Genomic DNA, 17,799 nt, shown 5'->3' with positions numbered 1-17,799 from the left:
TAGTTCGATCATGCAGCCATCTTCCTGGACAGGTCGCGCGCACTTTCGCCAGTTCTCTCAATTCTTTCCAAAACGCCCGCAACAGCAAAGAGCAACCAGACATTCAGATCAAGTAACAAACTGGAGGCCAACCATACGATTGCATAGGCACATAAAGCCGCAAAAATGGCAACTGCCAGCTCTCTATTACGGCTGATTGTTCCGGTGATCCGACGCCGCAGACTTTTTGCCACCGTGATCAGGACAAACAAGAATACAAGCAGACCCAGCAACCCATGATCCACCAATACCTGTAAATATAAATTGTGGGCTGTCAGCTTCTGCTGCACAGCCTCCGGATAAAACAGGGCATACCGAAAATATTCATTAATAAAACCGTTAGGGCCGGAGCCAATAATCGGACTGTGGAAAAACATTTGCAATGCTATTAACATATTGCGAATTCTCAGCTTCGCATGCTGCCCAGCCTCACCGCTTAGGGAAATCAAACGCTCTACATTGATGTCCGGGAAAACAAGGTATACCAGAAAGATCATCACAAACAATGCCGCAATACTCGAAATGAGCACAACCCATTTTTTCTTTGCCCCACTAAAATAACAAAAAATGACTAATGAGGCAGTTAGGGCAACTATCCCAACCTTGTAAGCAGCCCCGACGATATTCACAGCAGCCACGACGATAATGGCGCCAATAAACGCTTTCATCCCTTTTGATTTGATGGCGCCAAACAAATAGAGGCAGATAAAAGTCAGGGTAATCATGTACATCGTGTGTCTTTCAGAGTTGCCTGTGGGGCCGGCGATTCTGTTAGGCTCAATCTTCAGAACCATTTCCGGCAGTCCCGCACCAAATAAGGATTTCCACTTCAAAAAAGGAAGCGCATAGAGCTGCTCTCCAGACGCACCTTCTACCAATCCTAAGATGGCAACTACAAAACTACCGCAAACGAAAATCACCATAGCTTTCCGAAGCTGATCCTTGTCTTTGATGTTAAAGAGTATGAAAAAATAAACGATGACGCAGTAGGTGAACCTCTTTACAACTTTGAGCGAGGCATCCATATCACTACTGTTTACCAGCGATACGACCATAATGAGCCAAAAAACCAAGACCAGGATGTGCGTCGACTTACTCAATGGCGTCAAGAACAGATCCCGATCCTTTGTCAGAAGGGCCCTGACAACCCAAATCGCAAATGCAAAAAAAAGCAGTACCAGGTACAACGGCAAACCATCCTTGGTTACCGGAAGATTCAGGAATTCGCCAAGCTGTAACGTCAACATCACGCCTAACACGAGCCAAAAAGGATACATAAACGTAACAGTGCATAGCCCTATAGCCACCAAGATCCCCAGTCCTGCGAGAACTGAGTAGCTAAATGTGAAAGCCCATGCCGCCACAAAAGCGACACACACCAACCCAAACGCCAAGTAACCCGCTCGCGAAGTTTGTGGGATTTTTTCAAACTGCGAATCGACTACATCCATTTTCATGCCTGCAAAAGCAGTCTAGCAATAAGAAATGTAACCCTAGCTGGCATCCTTTACCTATGGCGAGGCTGAAATCTTCTACACACGGCATCCACGATCACGCGGCATTCATCCACCTTAAACAAACAGCAAATGCCAGCATATCCAACAAAACCAAGGCATAGGCTACCCCCTAACTGGAGCCATAATCCCGGCTGAGCGTTTGAACGTTCAAAATAGACCATGACTCCCCACATAATCACCCCCATGAGACAAGCCGACGTCAAGGTCTTCCCAAAAGAGGCCATGATTCGCCTCAAATCCAAGGGGCCGATTTTCTTGTTGAGGAACCAGAATAGAAAGACTGTACTGAAGATCGCCACCAACGAAGTGGTAAGGGCGAGGCCACCGAGTTCGAGAAACCGAACCAGGAGGGCATCAAGTCCTACATTAAGGAAAAAACACACAAAAGCCGCCTTCATCGGAGTCATTGAATCACTCAAGGCGTAGAAAAACACACCCAGCAACATGGTCATTGCAAAGGGCAACAGTCCGAATCCGTAAAACATCATGGCGGAAGAGGTCAAAATTACCGCATCAACGTCGAAGGCACCTCTTTGGAGCAAAAGGGTGGTGATCGTTTTTCCAAAAAGAATGAGAATAATCGACGCTGGCATGGTAACAAAAAAGAGAAATCCGGTCATTTTATGAAATAGTCTCCTTACTCGATCGAAATCACCAGACGCACCAGACTTGCTCAAGACCGGCATGGCTGCGTTTGCAAATGAACTGGTAAAAAGAACCACAGAAATCTGCACCACTCTATCCGCATAACTTAGCGCAGCGATATATCCACCTCCCAGGGCTGAAGCAAAAACCCTGTCGACCATGATGTTTGCCCGGTTGACCACAAGCGTCAAAAGCCTGGGTACAGTTGACCTCACCGTCTCAAAAAATCCCGAACACTGAAAATGCAGCGTCGGCCTAAGCCATCTTTTTGTCTTTCCCAGAACTGCTATCGTGATGCCGGCTTGGGCAACGGCTCCAGCAACTGCCCCCAGGGGAATAGCGTAAATGCCTATCACGTCGGCAAACAGCCAGACAGCAATTATGATTCCCAAGGGAAACAAAACCGAAGCAACCGCCGGAATCGTAAAGTTACGATAGGAATTGAAAATGGATGCTGCCATGCTGGAAGCACCGGCAAGCACTATGACGGGAGACATCATTCTTACCAGGGAAGCCCCAAGGGACAGGGTTTCTTCGGGCAACCCGGGAGCAAGCGCAAAGGTCAGGCCGGGGGCAAAGAACACAACACAAGCGACAACGGCAGTCAGGAAAAGGAGCAGGAAACTAAAGACGGAATCGGACAGGAGCCAGGCCTGATTTTCACCTTCCTTGACCCTGTAATTGACGAATACAGGCAAAAAACTGGTCACAAATGTCGCCTCACCTATGACGAAAAACAACATAGGTACCGATTTTGCAACCATGTAAGCATCGACTATGAGACCAGCCCCGAACTCCCGCGCGATAAAAACAATGACAAGTAGCTTCAAAAAGCCTGCCAAGGCTCGAGCAATGGCGATTATGACAGTCGCCTCGGCAATCCCCTGTACTGATAAGCGCTTCATGTCAATTCAGCTTACCCTTCCTGCAGCTCCGCCCAAAACAGCCGTCAACAGGCATCGGCCCAAACCACGAAGCGGGAAACAAAGCTGAACACGGCATCGACCACAAGGTATTCCATTACCAAGGATTCTGAATTGACCCTCTCATGTTGCACAGCTTGAACGGTGTTCGTTTTCTGTCCCCCAACCTAATATGCTGTTTCAGTAGGCTATCGTCGGTTACGCTCATGTGGACATATCGGGAACTGTGCATAGAACGTCCAGATCCAGCTTCTGTTCAACATCCTGGGGGGACTTGAAGGATTCATCCCAATACTCGATGAAAAAGACCAGTCCAAAACTGAGCAAGAAACTGCCTACAAAACCTAAAGGAAGCAGCAATGACCAATCCGGCCGTTCAGGACGGGCATCTTTGGAGATATCGGCTTTATCAATGATTTTGAGATCATGGCCCATGATCTCAAAGGCCTTCTGGACTTCGAGCTGGGAAAGCTTCCCCAAAAGGTTATCATATATCGTGTTCTTTGCCGCTCTGCGCGTGTTCAGGTTCTTTAACTCCATTTCCAGTTCAGCCATTTCAAAGGCCTCTTCCCTCAATCCGCTAATCTGCGATTCCAGTATCGCCCGTTTGGAACGAAGCCCTCCAGTTTCGACCAGAAGTCTGGTATATTCCTCAGCCAAATCGGGATGAATAGACTGAAGGATAGCCGTCTCACTATTCAGCAGCGCTCTTAGTTCTTTCTCGATTCTGTCTTTGCTTTCTGCGGCCTGAGCTTTAAGGGTCTTCACATCCTCACTCGATTCCGTAAATCGCTCCAGGGCGCCTGCAAGTTTGATTTCTTGGATGTTTAAAGCGCTTATCAACCCTTTAACAACCGGGTTGTTGGAAAAGACGGGGGCATTTTGGAGGAGCTTTCTTTGGCCCTCTATCCTCTTGTTCATTTCTTCCAGCTTTGCCTCATTTTCTCCAATCTGAACTTCGAGAATCCGGAACCTGTCTTCTACGCCAGTCAGATTTCTTAGCCTCTCCATTTTCTGATCACTAAAATTGATCACCCCGTGCCTCTTTCTAAAGGCAAACAGTGATTTCTCGGCTTTTTGCAAGTCTATCTCCGCTTTTTCGATTCTGTCTCTGGTAAACAGATATGCCTGATTTGCGTTCTCCTGTTCCAGTTCTCTAGCCCTTTCCACGAGCCGATGAGCCATAAAATTGGCGATATCGGAAGATAGCGTTGGCGTCTCCTCCCATATAGTCAGGTTGATGACGTCACTCTCTTCCTCCAATTGCACGTCTTCTGCCTTCTCAATAAGATGCTTAACCTCCTGTAAGACATAGTCCTCTGGGTCAGATTCGAGTCCAATCAAGCCTTTAAGAGTTGTAGCAATGACGTTGAGGGTATCAAAAATAGATTCTACGATTTTACTCCTAGACTCTTTGGATTCGTTCGCTTTTCTCAGAGCCCTTTTGTCGAGTTCAAATTTCTCCACAACTTCTGTAGCCATCTGCCTGCCCGTTAGTATCTGAATCAAATTATGCCCCGGATTAATACCCGGACTCTCCTTGCCTGGAGTCGCCAGATTCTTGAACAGGATCAACTGTTGTTGCGGATTTGACCGAATCAGGATCTTTGTGGTCGCCTTGAAAGTCGGTGTTGTCAACGATGCAAAAAGAACAACGAATCCAAAGGAAAGAACGCACAACAATGTAAGCGTAACCCTTCTCCTGAACACGACGTACAAAGTGTTATACAGGAGTTCTCCTTTTTTCAACATCTCCTCCACAATCCCACGCCTTTCTATCCAAAAAACCTTTGATAAACAAAAGCTGGAATACGAAACCTCCGCCTGTTCAAGACGACCCCCAGTACAGGGATATCACTATCGTGCAACATCTGTTTCGCCCGTTTTAGTTCGTTCGGCTGCGTTCTTTCTGCCTGAACGACCAATATGACGCCGTCTACGTGCGAACTCAAGACAATTGAGTCATAGTATAAACCGATGGGGCTTGAATCGAAAATCACAAAATGGAACAGTTTCTTTGCGCTATCTATGAACCTGTCAAATTGTTCATGATCGAATACCTGTGATGGGTGATATGTAATATCTCCACTTGGAACGGTAGAAAAGTTGGAATCAGGCGAAGGCTTGGGCAATGCCCAGTCTTCAATCTGCCCCGTAAAGAGGTCTGAAAAGGAAAATTTGTGTTTAACCTCGTTGCCATTTGATCTTTGTCCCAGGCTAGGGGTTCGGGTATTTGCGTCAACTACCAGCACGTTGTGCTTTTGCCCGAGGGCCAAGGACTCGGCAAAATACTTTACTATAGTGGATGTACCCTCCCCATGATTGTAACTCATAAAAACGATCGACCTTAACTTCTGTTTTTTTTGGGGAATGACAATACTCGACGCAAGCTTTTCAAATTGCGCCCGCACGACCGGTGGCAATTGCAAAAAAGGCGGCACCTTCGATATTGTCATTTTTCCCGTAATCCCTCCCATTTCTTTAAGGACGCAAATATTATTACCACAGGCGATAACTTACAGTGACTCACCCTCGGAACTCTTTGACAACACGCACGTAGATTCCGTGCAAATTTTGAGCCGGATTTTCTGAAATAGATGATAATCCAACGTATGGGTCCCAAAAACATCCTCAATAATAATCACTGTCCCCCATTGTTACATACCATCTAGAGCTGTCAGCCAAGTATTCATTGCTGATCTTGTCCGGAAAATATGACCGAACAATAAGGTCATGGGACGTTTGCCTTGGAACAAAACCTTTTTCCTTCAAGGCATGAAAAGCAGGCCAACCTTCCAGCATCCAGCACGTGATGACATCCACGTCTTGATCAATGAAATAGTTTAGCGCCTCAGAAACGAGCAAATCCACCAGTTCTTTCTGTCCCCTTTCCACTAAAATATCCAGGATTCGGCCCCTCGTAACCTCCTCTTTGTAGCACCCTAATACGATAAACCCTTTAACAACCTGCCTACATTCAACACCAAAAACCTTATACCGCCTGGGTGCGTAAGCATATCGCCAGTTGAGATACTCACTATTCCTGGCCACTGCTATTTCATAGTTTCCCCGTTCTCGGTGCCAAAGATCGTCAAATCTGTGATCAAAGCGGCTTATTTCGACAATGTCAACGCCTTCAGGCACAGACAGCTTCTTCTTATTCCACTTCCTAATAGCGCATTTTGCCACACCGCCCAACGTATCCGTCAATAAGCCTAACTCTGTCTTCTGCCGAAGATATGGCCTCGGATTGATCACCTTGGCCATCTTGATTATCGGACAAACACCGGAAAAACCGCGCGCTGTTGTAAACAGTCGGTAAGTTTCTTTTATAGTAAAGGCATATCTAAAAGCCAGTTGGGCCTTTTCCATTTGTTCAGTAACCCTGGCTTCTAGTTTGAAAAATGTAGAACTTTTCCGATGTCTTCCAGAAATTACGGTATCAACGCCCTGACAGGCGAGCAATGTATCACCGCCCACTTTCATTCTCAGGGGGATACCACCTAAAATGCCCACTACTTCAGACCCATGCAAGGCTATTACTGATGCATGCGAACCTGCTGGATTTTGGTAGTACTTCCAGTCCCAGTAATCAGTACCCTTTCCATCGCCAAAGACCTCGTAAAAAAGTTCGCAGAGTCCCTTTTTGTCGCTTCTACGAAGCCGTCGATAACGTAAAGCCTCTCCCAAACATCCCTCCTTTGAGGAAATGAATGATTTGACCACGAAAACACCAAAACACGCCCACGAACCGCCATTTCCATTTAGTGGGCAGCCCCCTCCCATTTATCAGCCTGCCCCGAAACAGATGTGCAAACCGATGTCAGTCTACAACCGATGTGGCATAAACAAAGTCAGTTTCACAGCCCGAATAAACGGTGAAAACCCTGTTTCTGTAACGAGGCAACTGCTGCAAAGCTTTGCCGGCAAGCTTCAAGACTATCCTGCCCGTTTTAAGTTCCACACCTTTCACCAGAAAACCCCATGGTCCTCCAACCATTCCCTGTCCGAGGGCTTTGGCCACGGCTTCCTTGGCACACCAAAAACACAGTAACCACTCCTGCCTTCTAAATCGACTCATCGTCGATAGAAGGGATCGTTCACTCGTACGTAGAATTATCCTCTCTAGTCCCCGGCAGTCCCGAGTGGCAGGCTCTATATCGATACCTACATCCCTAAAATCACGACATTCACCAGCAATTCCCACCGCCACACCCTCCGAATGGGCAATAGAAATGGACAAAGGATAATCCAGCTCGCTGGCTAGCTTCGCACCAACCAAGGGACGTCCGTAGTCATTTGTGACGATTTCTATCTCCGACGGGACCAATCCCCACCCCTTTTTTTCGTTGACAAGAACTCGCACCGCATCCTTGGCACAAAGGCGACCAAGGAGCCATTCTCGGCAGCGCCTTTCTGGAACCCGCAACTGCGACCAGGTTCTCATCTCTCTGGAACTCAGGATGACATTGGCCAGATTCTGAAGCGACCCTCCATTGCCAATATCAAAGGCACGACAACACTGCAACCTCAATGAACCGGGCATACGAGTAACTGGTGCCGACCAGGGTTCAGCGCAAATAAAACGTTCACCACGAAAATGCGAAAACCGGTGAGCTTTTTTCTTTTTCTGCACCGCTGAAAAAGAAAAATATATCCTCTCTGCGTCCTCTGCGCCTGCCCCGTAGGTCCGGAAAATCGCACTGGGGCTCCTGCGATGAGTCTCGACCCGCTTATATGCCGACATGATCAACAATCCGGTTCAACTCCTTGCTGCAAGAACCTTCCATTTCCTCAATAAGGGCAATCACCTTGCCCCTTTCATCTACAAAACGGAAATTGGTGGAAAGAAGGTGTCCCCCGGCACCGGCGTGCATTTCGGCCCAGCATCGAACAGGCTGATTGGAAAACGAACCAAAGCGTCGATAAGACCCGACGCGCGAGATCAGAAATGTCATGTCATAATGAGCGCGTTCCCACAAGATTGAGAGCTGAAAGGCACTATCAATCACCACAGGATCAATCAGCCACGGGCTGTCAACTTTCCGGTTCAGACACACTGACGGCACTGAAGGCAGCAACACTGCACTTATGCCCTTGTCATTAAAACCATCCACCTTCGATATACCTTGAAAACAAGGGCCATGGAAAAGCCATTTCTTATAAGCCTCATCGGCGCTCATGGGAAAAGGTTGAAGTCTCGAAAGCATTTCGGCATTATACTCTGGAGAAAGGGGAAGTTGATTTCCCACCTCCACCGTGGCACTGTAATAGGGCAACTTATCTTGATTTAGTCCCGCTATCGTCACATCCAGTCTCGAGATCCCCTGTTCCGCAGAAATACCGCACTGAGGTTTTGCTACCACGCGGATTTTTTGTCCTTCGCCGTCCAATACAATCCCCTGGAAACGACGCGCAGACTGAATGCCCGTCACGACCAGTTCAGGCCAACCCTGCTGGACTACTTCTGACATCAACTCCATGGCAACGGCAAACGGAAATACTGCCTTCCCATCAATTCGATGGTCCTGCAAATAACGATCACGTTCGGGATCCAATGCCAGCACAACCTCCACGCCATGATCGTAACCCACCTTCAACGGTGTCCCGTGCAGAAGAGGAAAAGCAATATGAGTGGAGGTCAACTCCGTTGATGCAGCCCTGTTCCACGGGCCATCACCAATGACGACTTCCGCCTGCCCTTTCCGACCATAGCCGAGTTCCTCATCCAACATGCGGCGGCCAGCACTCGGTTCAATGGCCTGTATGCCCTGCTCGGCAAACTGCCTTAAAGCCTCGGCAGTAGCCATCCCTGCCTTGGCCCAGGGATTCCAATTAATAGCCACAACCCGTCCCGGCCATCTGCTGTCAAGGTAAACGGCCAGCTTGTTAAGCACTTCATTAGCTGCAGCGTAGTCACTTTGTCCCCAATTGCCGAAACGCCCTGCTATAGACGAAAATAAAACAAGAAATTTAACGGAGTCAATTGGGAGCTTTTTGCTAAGAACAAAGGCGCTATCAACCTTTGTATCAAAAACCCGATCAAACGAATCAGCCGTCTTGTCTTCAATGAGCTTGTCTTCGATGACACCCGCTCCATGAATCAAACCATCCAGTCGCCCATACTCCTGGCAGATCTCTTCAATGACATTACCAAAAGCCTCTTCATCCCGCACATCGACCTGGTAGTATTTCACCCTTGCCCCAGCTTCCTGCATGGCCGCAAGATTACTGTGTATTTCTCTGTTACACTGAACTTGTTTAAGGGCATCATCTACCTGCCTTGGCGTAGGTTTACCCTTTGAGTGACGCATCCTTTCAATCAATGCGGCCTTTAATTCCTCTGTGGATGTAAGTGCTGCTGTCTCAGGGGGCTCTTCCTCTGGAAGCGGGGAACGTCCTGCCACCAAGATCGTCGGCTTGTAACGTTTGGCTAGCCCTAAGGTCGCCTCCGCTGTAATGCCACGGGCCCCGCCAATTGCCAGAACCACCCAACTTGAATCCATCGTCAATACAGCGGCCATTCCAATATCCAAGGGGGCTTGCTTTAGAACAGGCGCCAGACGACGTGCCTCCGTGTAACCCACTTCAACATTTGCATCCTCACTTCCCATTTCACGAAGCACGTATCCTGCCAGTCTTGAAATGGAATCTGTCGGATCCAGGTCCACAACTTGGCACCGCACGTCAGGCCACTCCAGGGCGAGAGTCTTAACAATCCCAGCCAAACCCCCATGCCCTGCAAACGTAGTCCTGGGCATCTCCATACCAGCACCAAAGGTACCCCCCATGCCAGTGGCAGTCAACAAGTGCGCTTTTTTTGTTTTGGCGGTTCTTCTGAGGTCCTCGCCGCAAGCTTTGGCAAGGTAGAACAAGCTTTTTACCTCTTCCCTAAGACGCATTTGCCATTGTTTAAGGTCCATCTCCTCAAGGCGCTTTCCCACTCTCAATGGCAAAAGGTGAATGACACCGGTAATCTCTCCCTCTTTTCGCCGAACAAGTCTTGCCAGTTCATCGACCTGCTCCGGCGCACTCAAGTCTGCCGTATAAATGTTCCTACGCCTTTTCTTTACCTTCTTGCCCATGCCAACAAGGGCCACACGAGCCCCAAGGGCTTTAAGTTCATCTGCCACGCTCCGGGCAATGCCGCGCTCATCGTCAGTGACGATAAAAACAGATCCTCCCTCGACTTGAAGGTGGGAATCTTCGAGCGGTATATCAAGTGCAGAAAGGACAAAACGTGGCAGGGTTTGTGCAGCAACACTGCTATCTGCCCCAGCGGACCCCCTGTTTGAGGTTTCCTGTTGCCCCATAACATCATTGGACATCTCGTCCATGGTTTGTCTTCCGGGACCTGAAGTCCCTGTAAACCAGTCAATCACTCCCCTTAATGTAGCAATTTCAGACAGCTCTTCCATTGCTGCCTGTGCTTGCTGCTCACTGAGATTCAGATAAGACTGTTGAAGCTTACCAAGGATCTCCACCCACTTGATCGAGTCAATGCCAAGCTCCGCATCCAGGTCAAGATCCAGGTCAATCATATCCTGCGGATACCCCGTACGCTCGCTTACAATCTGAACAAGATTTTTCGTCAGTTCTTCCCTGTCAATACCCGCAGGACTTATACGGCCGGAACGTTCCTCGGAGGTTGCTGCAGGCCTTTCTTCCATTCTTTGGCTCTCGGCTTCCCCGACATCGTCAACCTCCCTGCCACTTTCCAGCTCACCTCGTACTTGGTCCAGTTCCTTTAAGGTCGATTCAGTCATCTTCTCTAAACTTGCCGCAGAAAAATCGCCACTGGCCAACCCGGCACTCTTCCTCGTCCTGCCAAGGTAGGCCTTCATGACTTCCTGCTGCGTCTCCAGAAACCGCTCCATGAACCGACCCATCACCTGTTGGAACTCGAGCATGACTCGGTCAACTTCATTACTGGAAGAACGAGAACCACGAAGCGCACAAGGACGTTGTGTTCCGGCCTGTGAAAGATGATTTGATCCTGTTTTTTTGGCCATGGTCAAACTGCCTGCCTCCTGTTTCGTTCTCAAATTGGGGGCTTTCACCCGCACCCGTCTCGGACTTTTCTCTTCCCGCTCACTACCGTGTGCCTCTTTAAGAGGCACAGCCCGGCCACCAGTAATCATCCACGTCGTTGAAGAAAGCGGCTGGCTTTTCGTTTCCTTCACAAGTGCACCAAGGTTTAGAAGACGCAAGCCCCTCCCTCTGTAGAAACGATCAAGCTCAAGGGGAACACCATGTGTTGCCAGTTGTGCCAACACATGATGAAGCTGAAGCAAGCCTGTACGGTCACGTTTGTCCACTGCCACGGCCAGGTGCGTTCGTTCACCGAGGATCTTTCCTGTCAGGCCTGTCAGCACATTACGTGGGCCCACCTCTATGAAAATCCGGGCGCCCGTGTCGTACATTTGCTCAACCTCTCTGGTGAATTCCACGGGACTGATCAAATGTTTGCTTAACAGGACCTTCATCTCTTCTGGATCCTGTGGGTATAAGTCGGCGGTCGTATTGGAAAAAATCCCCATTTTCGGCTTGGCAAAATGAATAGTCGAGATAAACTCGGCAAGACGATCCCGTGCAGGGACAACGAGTGGCGAGTGAAAGGCACACGATACCGGGATTGGACGTACCTGCATACCTTCATTTTCAAGACGCCTTACAGCTTCTGCCATATCTGCCTTTCTGCCCGAAATAATCGTCTGTGTAGGGGCATTCACGTTAGCGACCCAGACTTGTTCGATAGACTTGATAACATCTTCTATTTCCCTGCGCCCCGCCTTTACAGCAACCATTGTGCCGGTATCATCTCCCGCCATTTCCACTATGAACCGGCCCCTCGCCTCGGTAAGCCTGTAGAGGTCTTCCTCTTCATAGACACCTGAGGCACACAATGCGACGTATTCGCCGGAACTGTGACCGGCGACCATATTCGGGCTTACATTCAATGCCTCCAACAGTCGAAAAACCCCCATAGCCGCAGCGGAAAGCGCTGCTTGGGCTATATTGGTCTGGGTAAGTTCTTTTTGGCATCTGAGCTCTTCTTCTTTGCTGAAGCAAGGGGGCGGAAATACATAGCTGCTCAAAAACTTCGGATACTGTTTTTCCAAAACACGGTCTGCCAGCTCAAAGGCCTTTCGTACCTCCGAAAAATAGATGGCAAGCTCTCGAAGCATGTCTGGATGCTGAGATCCCTGCCCCGGAAACAAGAAACAAATATTACAGTCTTTGGCCAAGGGCCGTTCAGTAAAATAGATGCCACTGGCATTCCAGATATCTCCAGATTCCTTTAAGGACTTTTGCGCTGTTTTGAGTTTCTGCCGCAGATCATCCAAGGACTGGGCTACAATTGCCAGTTTCAATTTCTTCGCATTACCGCGCTTCTGCCACAGCGTGCAGGCCAGGTCTGCCAACTCGGGCTCGCCCCCCTGTTCCAGGCTCTCATCAAGTGCATTAACCTCTTTGATAAGTCCTTCGCGGGATGGTGCTGTCAACAAAATGATTTCACTTTGCCACTGTCGGGATACTGCTTGGTTGGTGAAATCCAAAAAATTCCCTGTATATTCTTCAATGACAGCATGAAAGTTTGTACCTCCAAAACCGAAAGCGCTAGTACAAGCACGTCGTGGATAGTCCTTGGATCCGTGAATCCACGGGCGCACTTCGGTGTTTACGTAGAAGGGACTTTCCGTCAAGCTCGGATTGGGGCTGTCCACCCCTATCGTAGGCGGCAAGACCTTGTGGTGAAGAGCCAACGCAACCTTGATAAGCCCGGCTACTCCTGCGGCAGATTTTGTGTGGCCGATCATAGATTTGACTGATCCGAGGGCACAGCTTCTGGCGCAGGCGCCAGCCGACTGAAATACCTGTTTCAGCGTTTCAATTTCAGAACGATCACCTGCCACTGTGCCTGTGCCATGGGCCTCAATGAGACCTACAGTGGCAGGAGAGATATCCGCCTTGGCATAGGCCCGGTTTAATGCCCTGGCCTGACCTTCGGGGTGCGGGGCTGTGAGTCCCTTGTGACGGCCATCACTTGACCCTCCCACCCCTTTAATCACGCCATAGATCCGGTCTCCATCTCGCTCGGCATCAACCAGCCGCTTGAGAGCCACGACTGCAACACTCTCGCTGATGCAGGTTCCGTCGGCATCCTTATCAAAGGTCCGACACCTTCCTGTTGGCGACAGCGCATGGGTCTTGGCGAAACAGAAGAAAAAATGGGGGTTCTGAAACGTATCAGCACCTCCCACAAGCACCATATCGCTAGCCCTGTTTTCCAGTTCCCTCATAGCCGAGTGGATTGCAGCCATAGAGGAAGCGCAGGCTGCATCCATACTGTAGTTTACCCCACCAAAATCAAAGCGATTGGCCACCCGACCTGCAATCACGTTAGCAAGGGTGCCGGGGAATGAATCCTCCGTCCACTTCGGAAGTTGTGATAGGACTTCTTCAGGGACATCCTCGAAAAACGTCGGCAGGGCAGCCCGAAAGGCGTAATATTGGCCAAGATCTGCCAAGCCTCCACTTGCCCCGATAATGACTGAGGTGCGTTCTCTGGCAAAGGGTCTGTTTTCATAGCCGGCATCTCGTAAAGCTGCTGCAACCGTTTCAAGCGTAAGTAGTTGCAACGGTTCAATAGATCTCAACGAATTAGGCGGCATCCCATATTGAATGGGGTCAAATGGGACGGGATCAAGAAATCCGCCCCATTTTGAATAAAACTTGTCTTGAGCGTCCGAATCTGGGTCGAAATATAACCGCCAGTCCCAGCGATCTTCCGGCACCTCAGTAATGGCGCTGACTTTATTGATAATGTTTTCCCAATAGGACTGAAGTCCCGGGGCCTTGGGCACAAGACAAGCCATACCGATTATTGCAATTTCACATGGGCTTTCCCGAGTTTGCGTTGAAAAACAAGAAAGGCCTGAATCTTCAAGTTCAGCTAGACGTCGGGAGCCCCCTAAAGAGACTTTTTGATGCAACCCCTCCATGGTACACGTCTCATCCCGCAAAGCTGCCAACTGGCCAATCATATAAAGCCCTTCACTGCGCTGTTTCTCTTCCCCCAATGTAATGAACACAGAGGCATTTCGAGATCGTTGGCACTCAGGGTTTCGTTTCACGCCCTTGGAGGCAATACGCAAACGGCCAAGGTTCATCTCTTCCAGGGTCTTGCGAACCTCGTCCGGCTGTCTTTCCTTCTGCAATAGCAGGCGCTTTTCCTGATTGAACTTCTCTACATAAGGACTCATAGCACAACGGATAGCATGGCCAGGTCCGGTTTCCAGCAACGCAGTCTCTTTGCACCTTAAAGCCTCTTTCTGAAAGCCCTCCAGCAGTGCCCCGGTAGATACCGCTTCTTCGGTAAATAGGTAGGCTGTACCCATAAGGATGCCCACCCTAACACCTTTCTCAGCCAAAGGAGCTGCTATAGCCGCCACCATACAGGAAGAAAGTTCATCATGGATACCGCCGGCAAACAATACATGGCAATCTGCAAGTTCGCCCGCAGGAACGCACTCAAGGAGGACATCGGTCATGGCATTCCAGAGCACAAAGCTGGATCGCGGCCCAACATGGCCACCGCACTCGCGTCCTTCAAAGATGAATCTGCGTGTCCCGGCTTCAATAAACATCTTAAGCAGGCCGGGAGAGGGAACATGCACATAAGTGCGAATGCCTTCCTGTTCCAGAGGTTTCACATGAGCAGGACGCGCTCCGGCGATAATGGCAAAAGGCGGGCGAAAACGCCGAATCACGTGGAACTGTTCCTGGCGAAGCTGTGAAGAAAGAAAACCGAGGATGCCAACCCCCCATGGACGGTTCCCGAGCAGTTTTTGGGCATCACCCAAAAGCCCCTCAATATCTCTGGGCCCCATGGAACTTAAAGCCAAAAAAGGAAGCGCACCTGCATCGGCAACTTTGGCGACGAAGGAGGCCCGATCACTGACCCGTGCCATAGGGCCCTGGACGATCGGATAACGTGTACCATGCGACTGAGCAAGAGGAGACGCTTCATTAAAGGGCTGAGTATTGGACGCAATAGCCACATTGGTATCAATGGACTGTCGGATCCCTTCTAAAACCCCTCCAACCGTCAAAAAGCGCTGGGCAAACCATTTGGCAAGACCGATATCTTGCCCGAGAAACCAAAGACATTCCTTCCCATACTCCCATCCAAGGTGTGATCCGATCTTCTTTTTCCATATCTTTATTTTTTCTGAATTTGATAGGTCATTTTGAATAAAGTCTGATAGTATTTTTCGAATGCCTGTCAGTGTGGAAAATCCTGGAGGCGCGTATACACGGCATAATGTTCCCAACTCCTCTCCCAAACACACCGTTTCACTGCCGTCCATGCCGGCAACGGTCGCCTTGGCCCGGTGTGGTATAGCAGACTCCCGCGTCAATAGAAGCTGTGAATCCACGACCACGCCTGCAGCTCCTGCCGCGTAGCAGCCTGCTGCTGAATGCGAACCGATCCCGCCCTGGGCCCAAACTCGCAGCGATGTGTTGCGCAATAGCCGCTGAAGCAAAATAAAGGCGGTTTCCTGCCCGACCCAGCCAGCGGCCTCGTTGCCCTTGGCGATCAAACCGTCCACCCCGGCATCTACACCTTGAAGCGCCTGATCAAGGCTTTTACTTTCCCATAAGACGGTAATATTTCGACCACGGAGGGCTTCAACCTGGCCTGACAAGTTCTTGAAATCAATGCCAGTCAAGATCACATACTCTGTTTGTTCCGGAAGGTGGCCAATCAATCTTGAAAAGAACTCATCATCTCCCGCATCAAGCCTAACACCGCAACTATTCCTTGCATACAGGGCCAGTTTGCCCAAAGCAGCCCTGGCGGCTTCCTCTTTTCGGACATACTCGAGATCCAATATGCCGATCTCGCCTGCACGACTGGCAGCTATTGCAATAGCCGGATCGAAAAGGCCTGGAGGAGAAAGCGCAATAATCTGGAACCTGTGCATAATATAGATACCTTTCAAGGATAAAAAACCTAATTTAATTGTAGCAACTTTTCTGCAAAAGCCAAGCCAATACCATCAATTCGACTACGAACATCCCGTCACCTTCCATTTGATCGATCAAATTTCGAATAAACTAGGAGGAATGCTTCACCGAAAAATCGCAAAGCATACTGAGGAATAGCCTTTTCCTTTAGGGATGAGGACCACATACCTCATCCCGATAGGTGGAAATTGCAGAGGGACTGAATGAATGTCAAGGTGTATCAAGGTATGCGAACTCGGAAGGATAGAGCGTTTTTCTCATCGTCTCCGGTTTCTTCATTGGGCGAAGGGTAGATTCAACAAGAGAAAAGAATCAAATCGCTGCGCTCACCGCGCCTCTCCGGTGGATCTAATACGCCCCTTTTCCGTTTATGACAACTGGAATGGTTTGAACGAGGATCTTCATATCGCCGAAAAAGCTCCAGTTATCAATATACTTCATATCGAGCTTCATCCAATCTTCGAAAGAAGTTCCGTTTCTGCCATTAACCTGCCAAAGACAAGTCAGCCCTGGTCGCACGCTAAACCGCCTCCGTTGCCAGTCCTTCTTAAAACCATTGTAATCACGCACCGGAAGTGGTCTGGGGCCGACCAGGCTCATGTCGCCCCGGACAATGTTGTAGAGCTGTGGCAGTTCGTCAATGCTGGCCTTACGCAGCCATCGGCCAAAATTGGTAACCCTCGGGTCATCTTTAATCTTGAACACCGGACCATCCATGTGGTTGGAATCCTCCAGTCTATCCTGCATCTTTTCTGCATTCACAACCATTGTCCGGAACTTGTATAATGCAAATATCCGCTTGTTGTAGCCTACCCGGGGCTGAATAAACAAGACAGGGCCTCGGGAGGTCAGTTTTATCGCAATGGCGGTAACCGCCATCACAGGCAGCGTCAATAAAAGCAATACCGATCCCAACACAATGTCCAGGGACCTTTTCAAAATAAACCTGATGTCTTCTCGCGGTTTAGAGGTAATTTCCAACACAGGAAAACCCCCAAGCGTTGTGGCGGTCAAGACAGATCTTTTGGTATTAAACAGATGGCAAAGACAACGTATTGTGATGCCCTGTTCTTCCGCTGTCTCTATAATTGTTTGAATCTTCTCGTATTTGGACTTGACAGGCAGGGCAATGATCACCTCGTCAATGACAAGTTGTCCGATGATGTCGCGAAAATCCTCCATGGTTCCCAAAAGCCTTATCCCTGGCTTTTGCAGATAGATTAGATCATCAACATATCCCACCACCCGATACCCGGACTCCTTGTTTTCCTTTACCATATCAGCAAAGTCATATGCCCTCTCGTTCGTCCCGACGATCAGGATAAATCGCAAGTTCTTGCCGTGGACGCGTATCTTCTTCAGGCCGTACCTTAACACGGTTCGGAAAAAAATGGTCAAAACGGTCAGAGACAGCCAGAAAACAGATGTGAAAAGCGGTGTGAAAAGCACGATATTGAAGGTGTGCGCTCCCAGGAGGAAAAGGACCGTCACAAGACTCGTGGCCTTGATGATGTCTTTCCATTCCTGAAAACTATTCTGCAATCTTCGAGAATTATAAAGCCCAAAATTGCAACAGATCATTTGCCACACTAACAACATCGCCAACAGGCCGATAACATTAACGAGTTTCATGCGGATGG

Annotated in this window: 8 protein-coding genes; all 8 read right to left on the bottom strand. The window is 49.2% G+C overall.

Annotation, left to right across the window (positions count from 1 at the left end):
* Positions 1-8: 8 nt before the first annotated feature.
* A complete protein-coding gene (locus JW883_07515; protein ID MBN1842111.1) occupies positions 9-962 on the bottom strand; it encodes an O-antigen ligase family protein in 954 nt (317 codons plus the stop codon).
* Between the two features lie 584 nt (positions 963-1,546).
* Positions 1,547-3,106 carry a murein biosynthesis integral membrane protein MurJ gene (murJ, locus tag JW883_07510; GenBank protein MBN1842110.1) on the bottom strand — a complete coding sequence of 520 codons (1,560 nt, stop codon included), beginning with the start codon at positions 3,104-3,106 and terminating at the stop codon, positions 1,547-1,549.
* A gap of 222 nt (positions 3,107-3,328) precedes the next feature.
* Complete coding sequence (locus JW883_07505; protein MBN1842109.1) at positions 3,329-4,876, bottom strand: hypothetical protein; 1,548 nt, start codon at positions 4,874-4,876, stop codon at positions 3,329-3,331.
* A 23-nt stretch (positions 4,877-4,899) separates the two neighbouring features.
* Positions 4,900-5,580, bottom strand: coding sequence for a CpsD/CapB family tyrosine-protein kinase (locus JW883_07500; protein MBN1842108.1), 681 nt, complete (start codon positions 5,578-5,580; stop codon positions 4,900-4,902).
* 175 nt (positions 5,581-5,755) lie between these two features.
* Complete coding sequence (locus tag JW883_07495; GenBank protein ID MBN1842107.1) at positions 5,756-6,814, bottom strand: GNAT family N-acetyltransferase; 1,059 nt, start codon at positions 6,812-6,814, stop codon at positions 5,756-5,758.
* Between the two features lie 133 nt (positions 6,815-6,947).
* Positions 6,948-7,871, bottom strand: a complete 924-nt coding sequence (locus JW883_07490) for a 4'-phosphopantetheinyl transferase superfamily protein (GenBank protein ID MBN1842106.1) — start codon at positions 7,869-7,871, stop codon at positions 6,948-6,950.
* The gene (locus JW883_07485; protein MBN1842105.1) at positions 7,858-16,134 is read right to left on the bottom strand and encodes an SDR family oxidoreductase; all 8,277 of its coding nucleotides are present in this window, start codon (positions 16,132-16,134) and stop codon (positions 7,858-7,860) included. The genes JW883_07490 and JW883_07485 overlap by 14 nt, the downstream gene beginning before the upstream one ends.
* A 373-nt stretch (positions 16,135-16,507) precedes the next feature.
* Positions 16,508-17,799: sugar transferase (locus JW883_07480; protein MBN1842104.1), on the bottom strand; the 1,292-nt coding region annotated here is incomplete at its 5' end.

This window comes from Deltaproteobacteria bacterium, from assembly GCA_016930875.1.
GTDB lineage: Bacteria > Desulfobacterota > Desulfobacteria > Desulfobacterales.
Note: the sequence above shows the minus strand (reverse complement) of the source record. Positions and strands in the feature narration are given on the sequence as shown.

Bases quoted from the DNA above. Each gene is read 5' to 3' on its own strand.
- JW883_07505 (MBN1842109.1), bottom strand. From the start codon at position 4,876: ATGTTGAAAAAAGGAGAACTCCTGTATAACACTTTGTACGTCGTGTTC.
- JW883_07515 (MBN1842111.1), bottom strand. From the start codon at position 962: ATGGTGATTTTCGTTTGCGGTAGTTTTGTAGTTGCCATCTTAGGATTG.
- JW883_07500 (MBN1842108.1), bottom strand. From the start codon at position 5,580: ATGACAATATCGAAGGTGCCGCCTTTTTTGCAATTGCCACCGGTCGTG.
- JW883_07490 (MBN1842106.1), bottom strand. From the start codon at position 7,871: ATGTCGGCATATAAGCGGGTCGAGACTCATCGCAGGAGCCCCAGTGCG.
- murJ (MBN1842110.1), bottom strand. From the start codon at position 3,106: ATGAAGCGCTTATCAGTACAGGGGATTGCCGAGGCGACTGTCATAATC.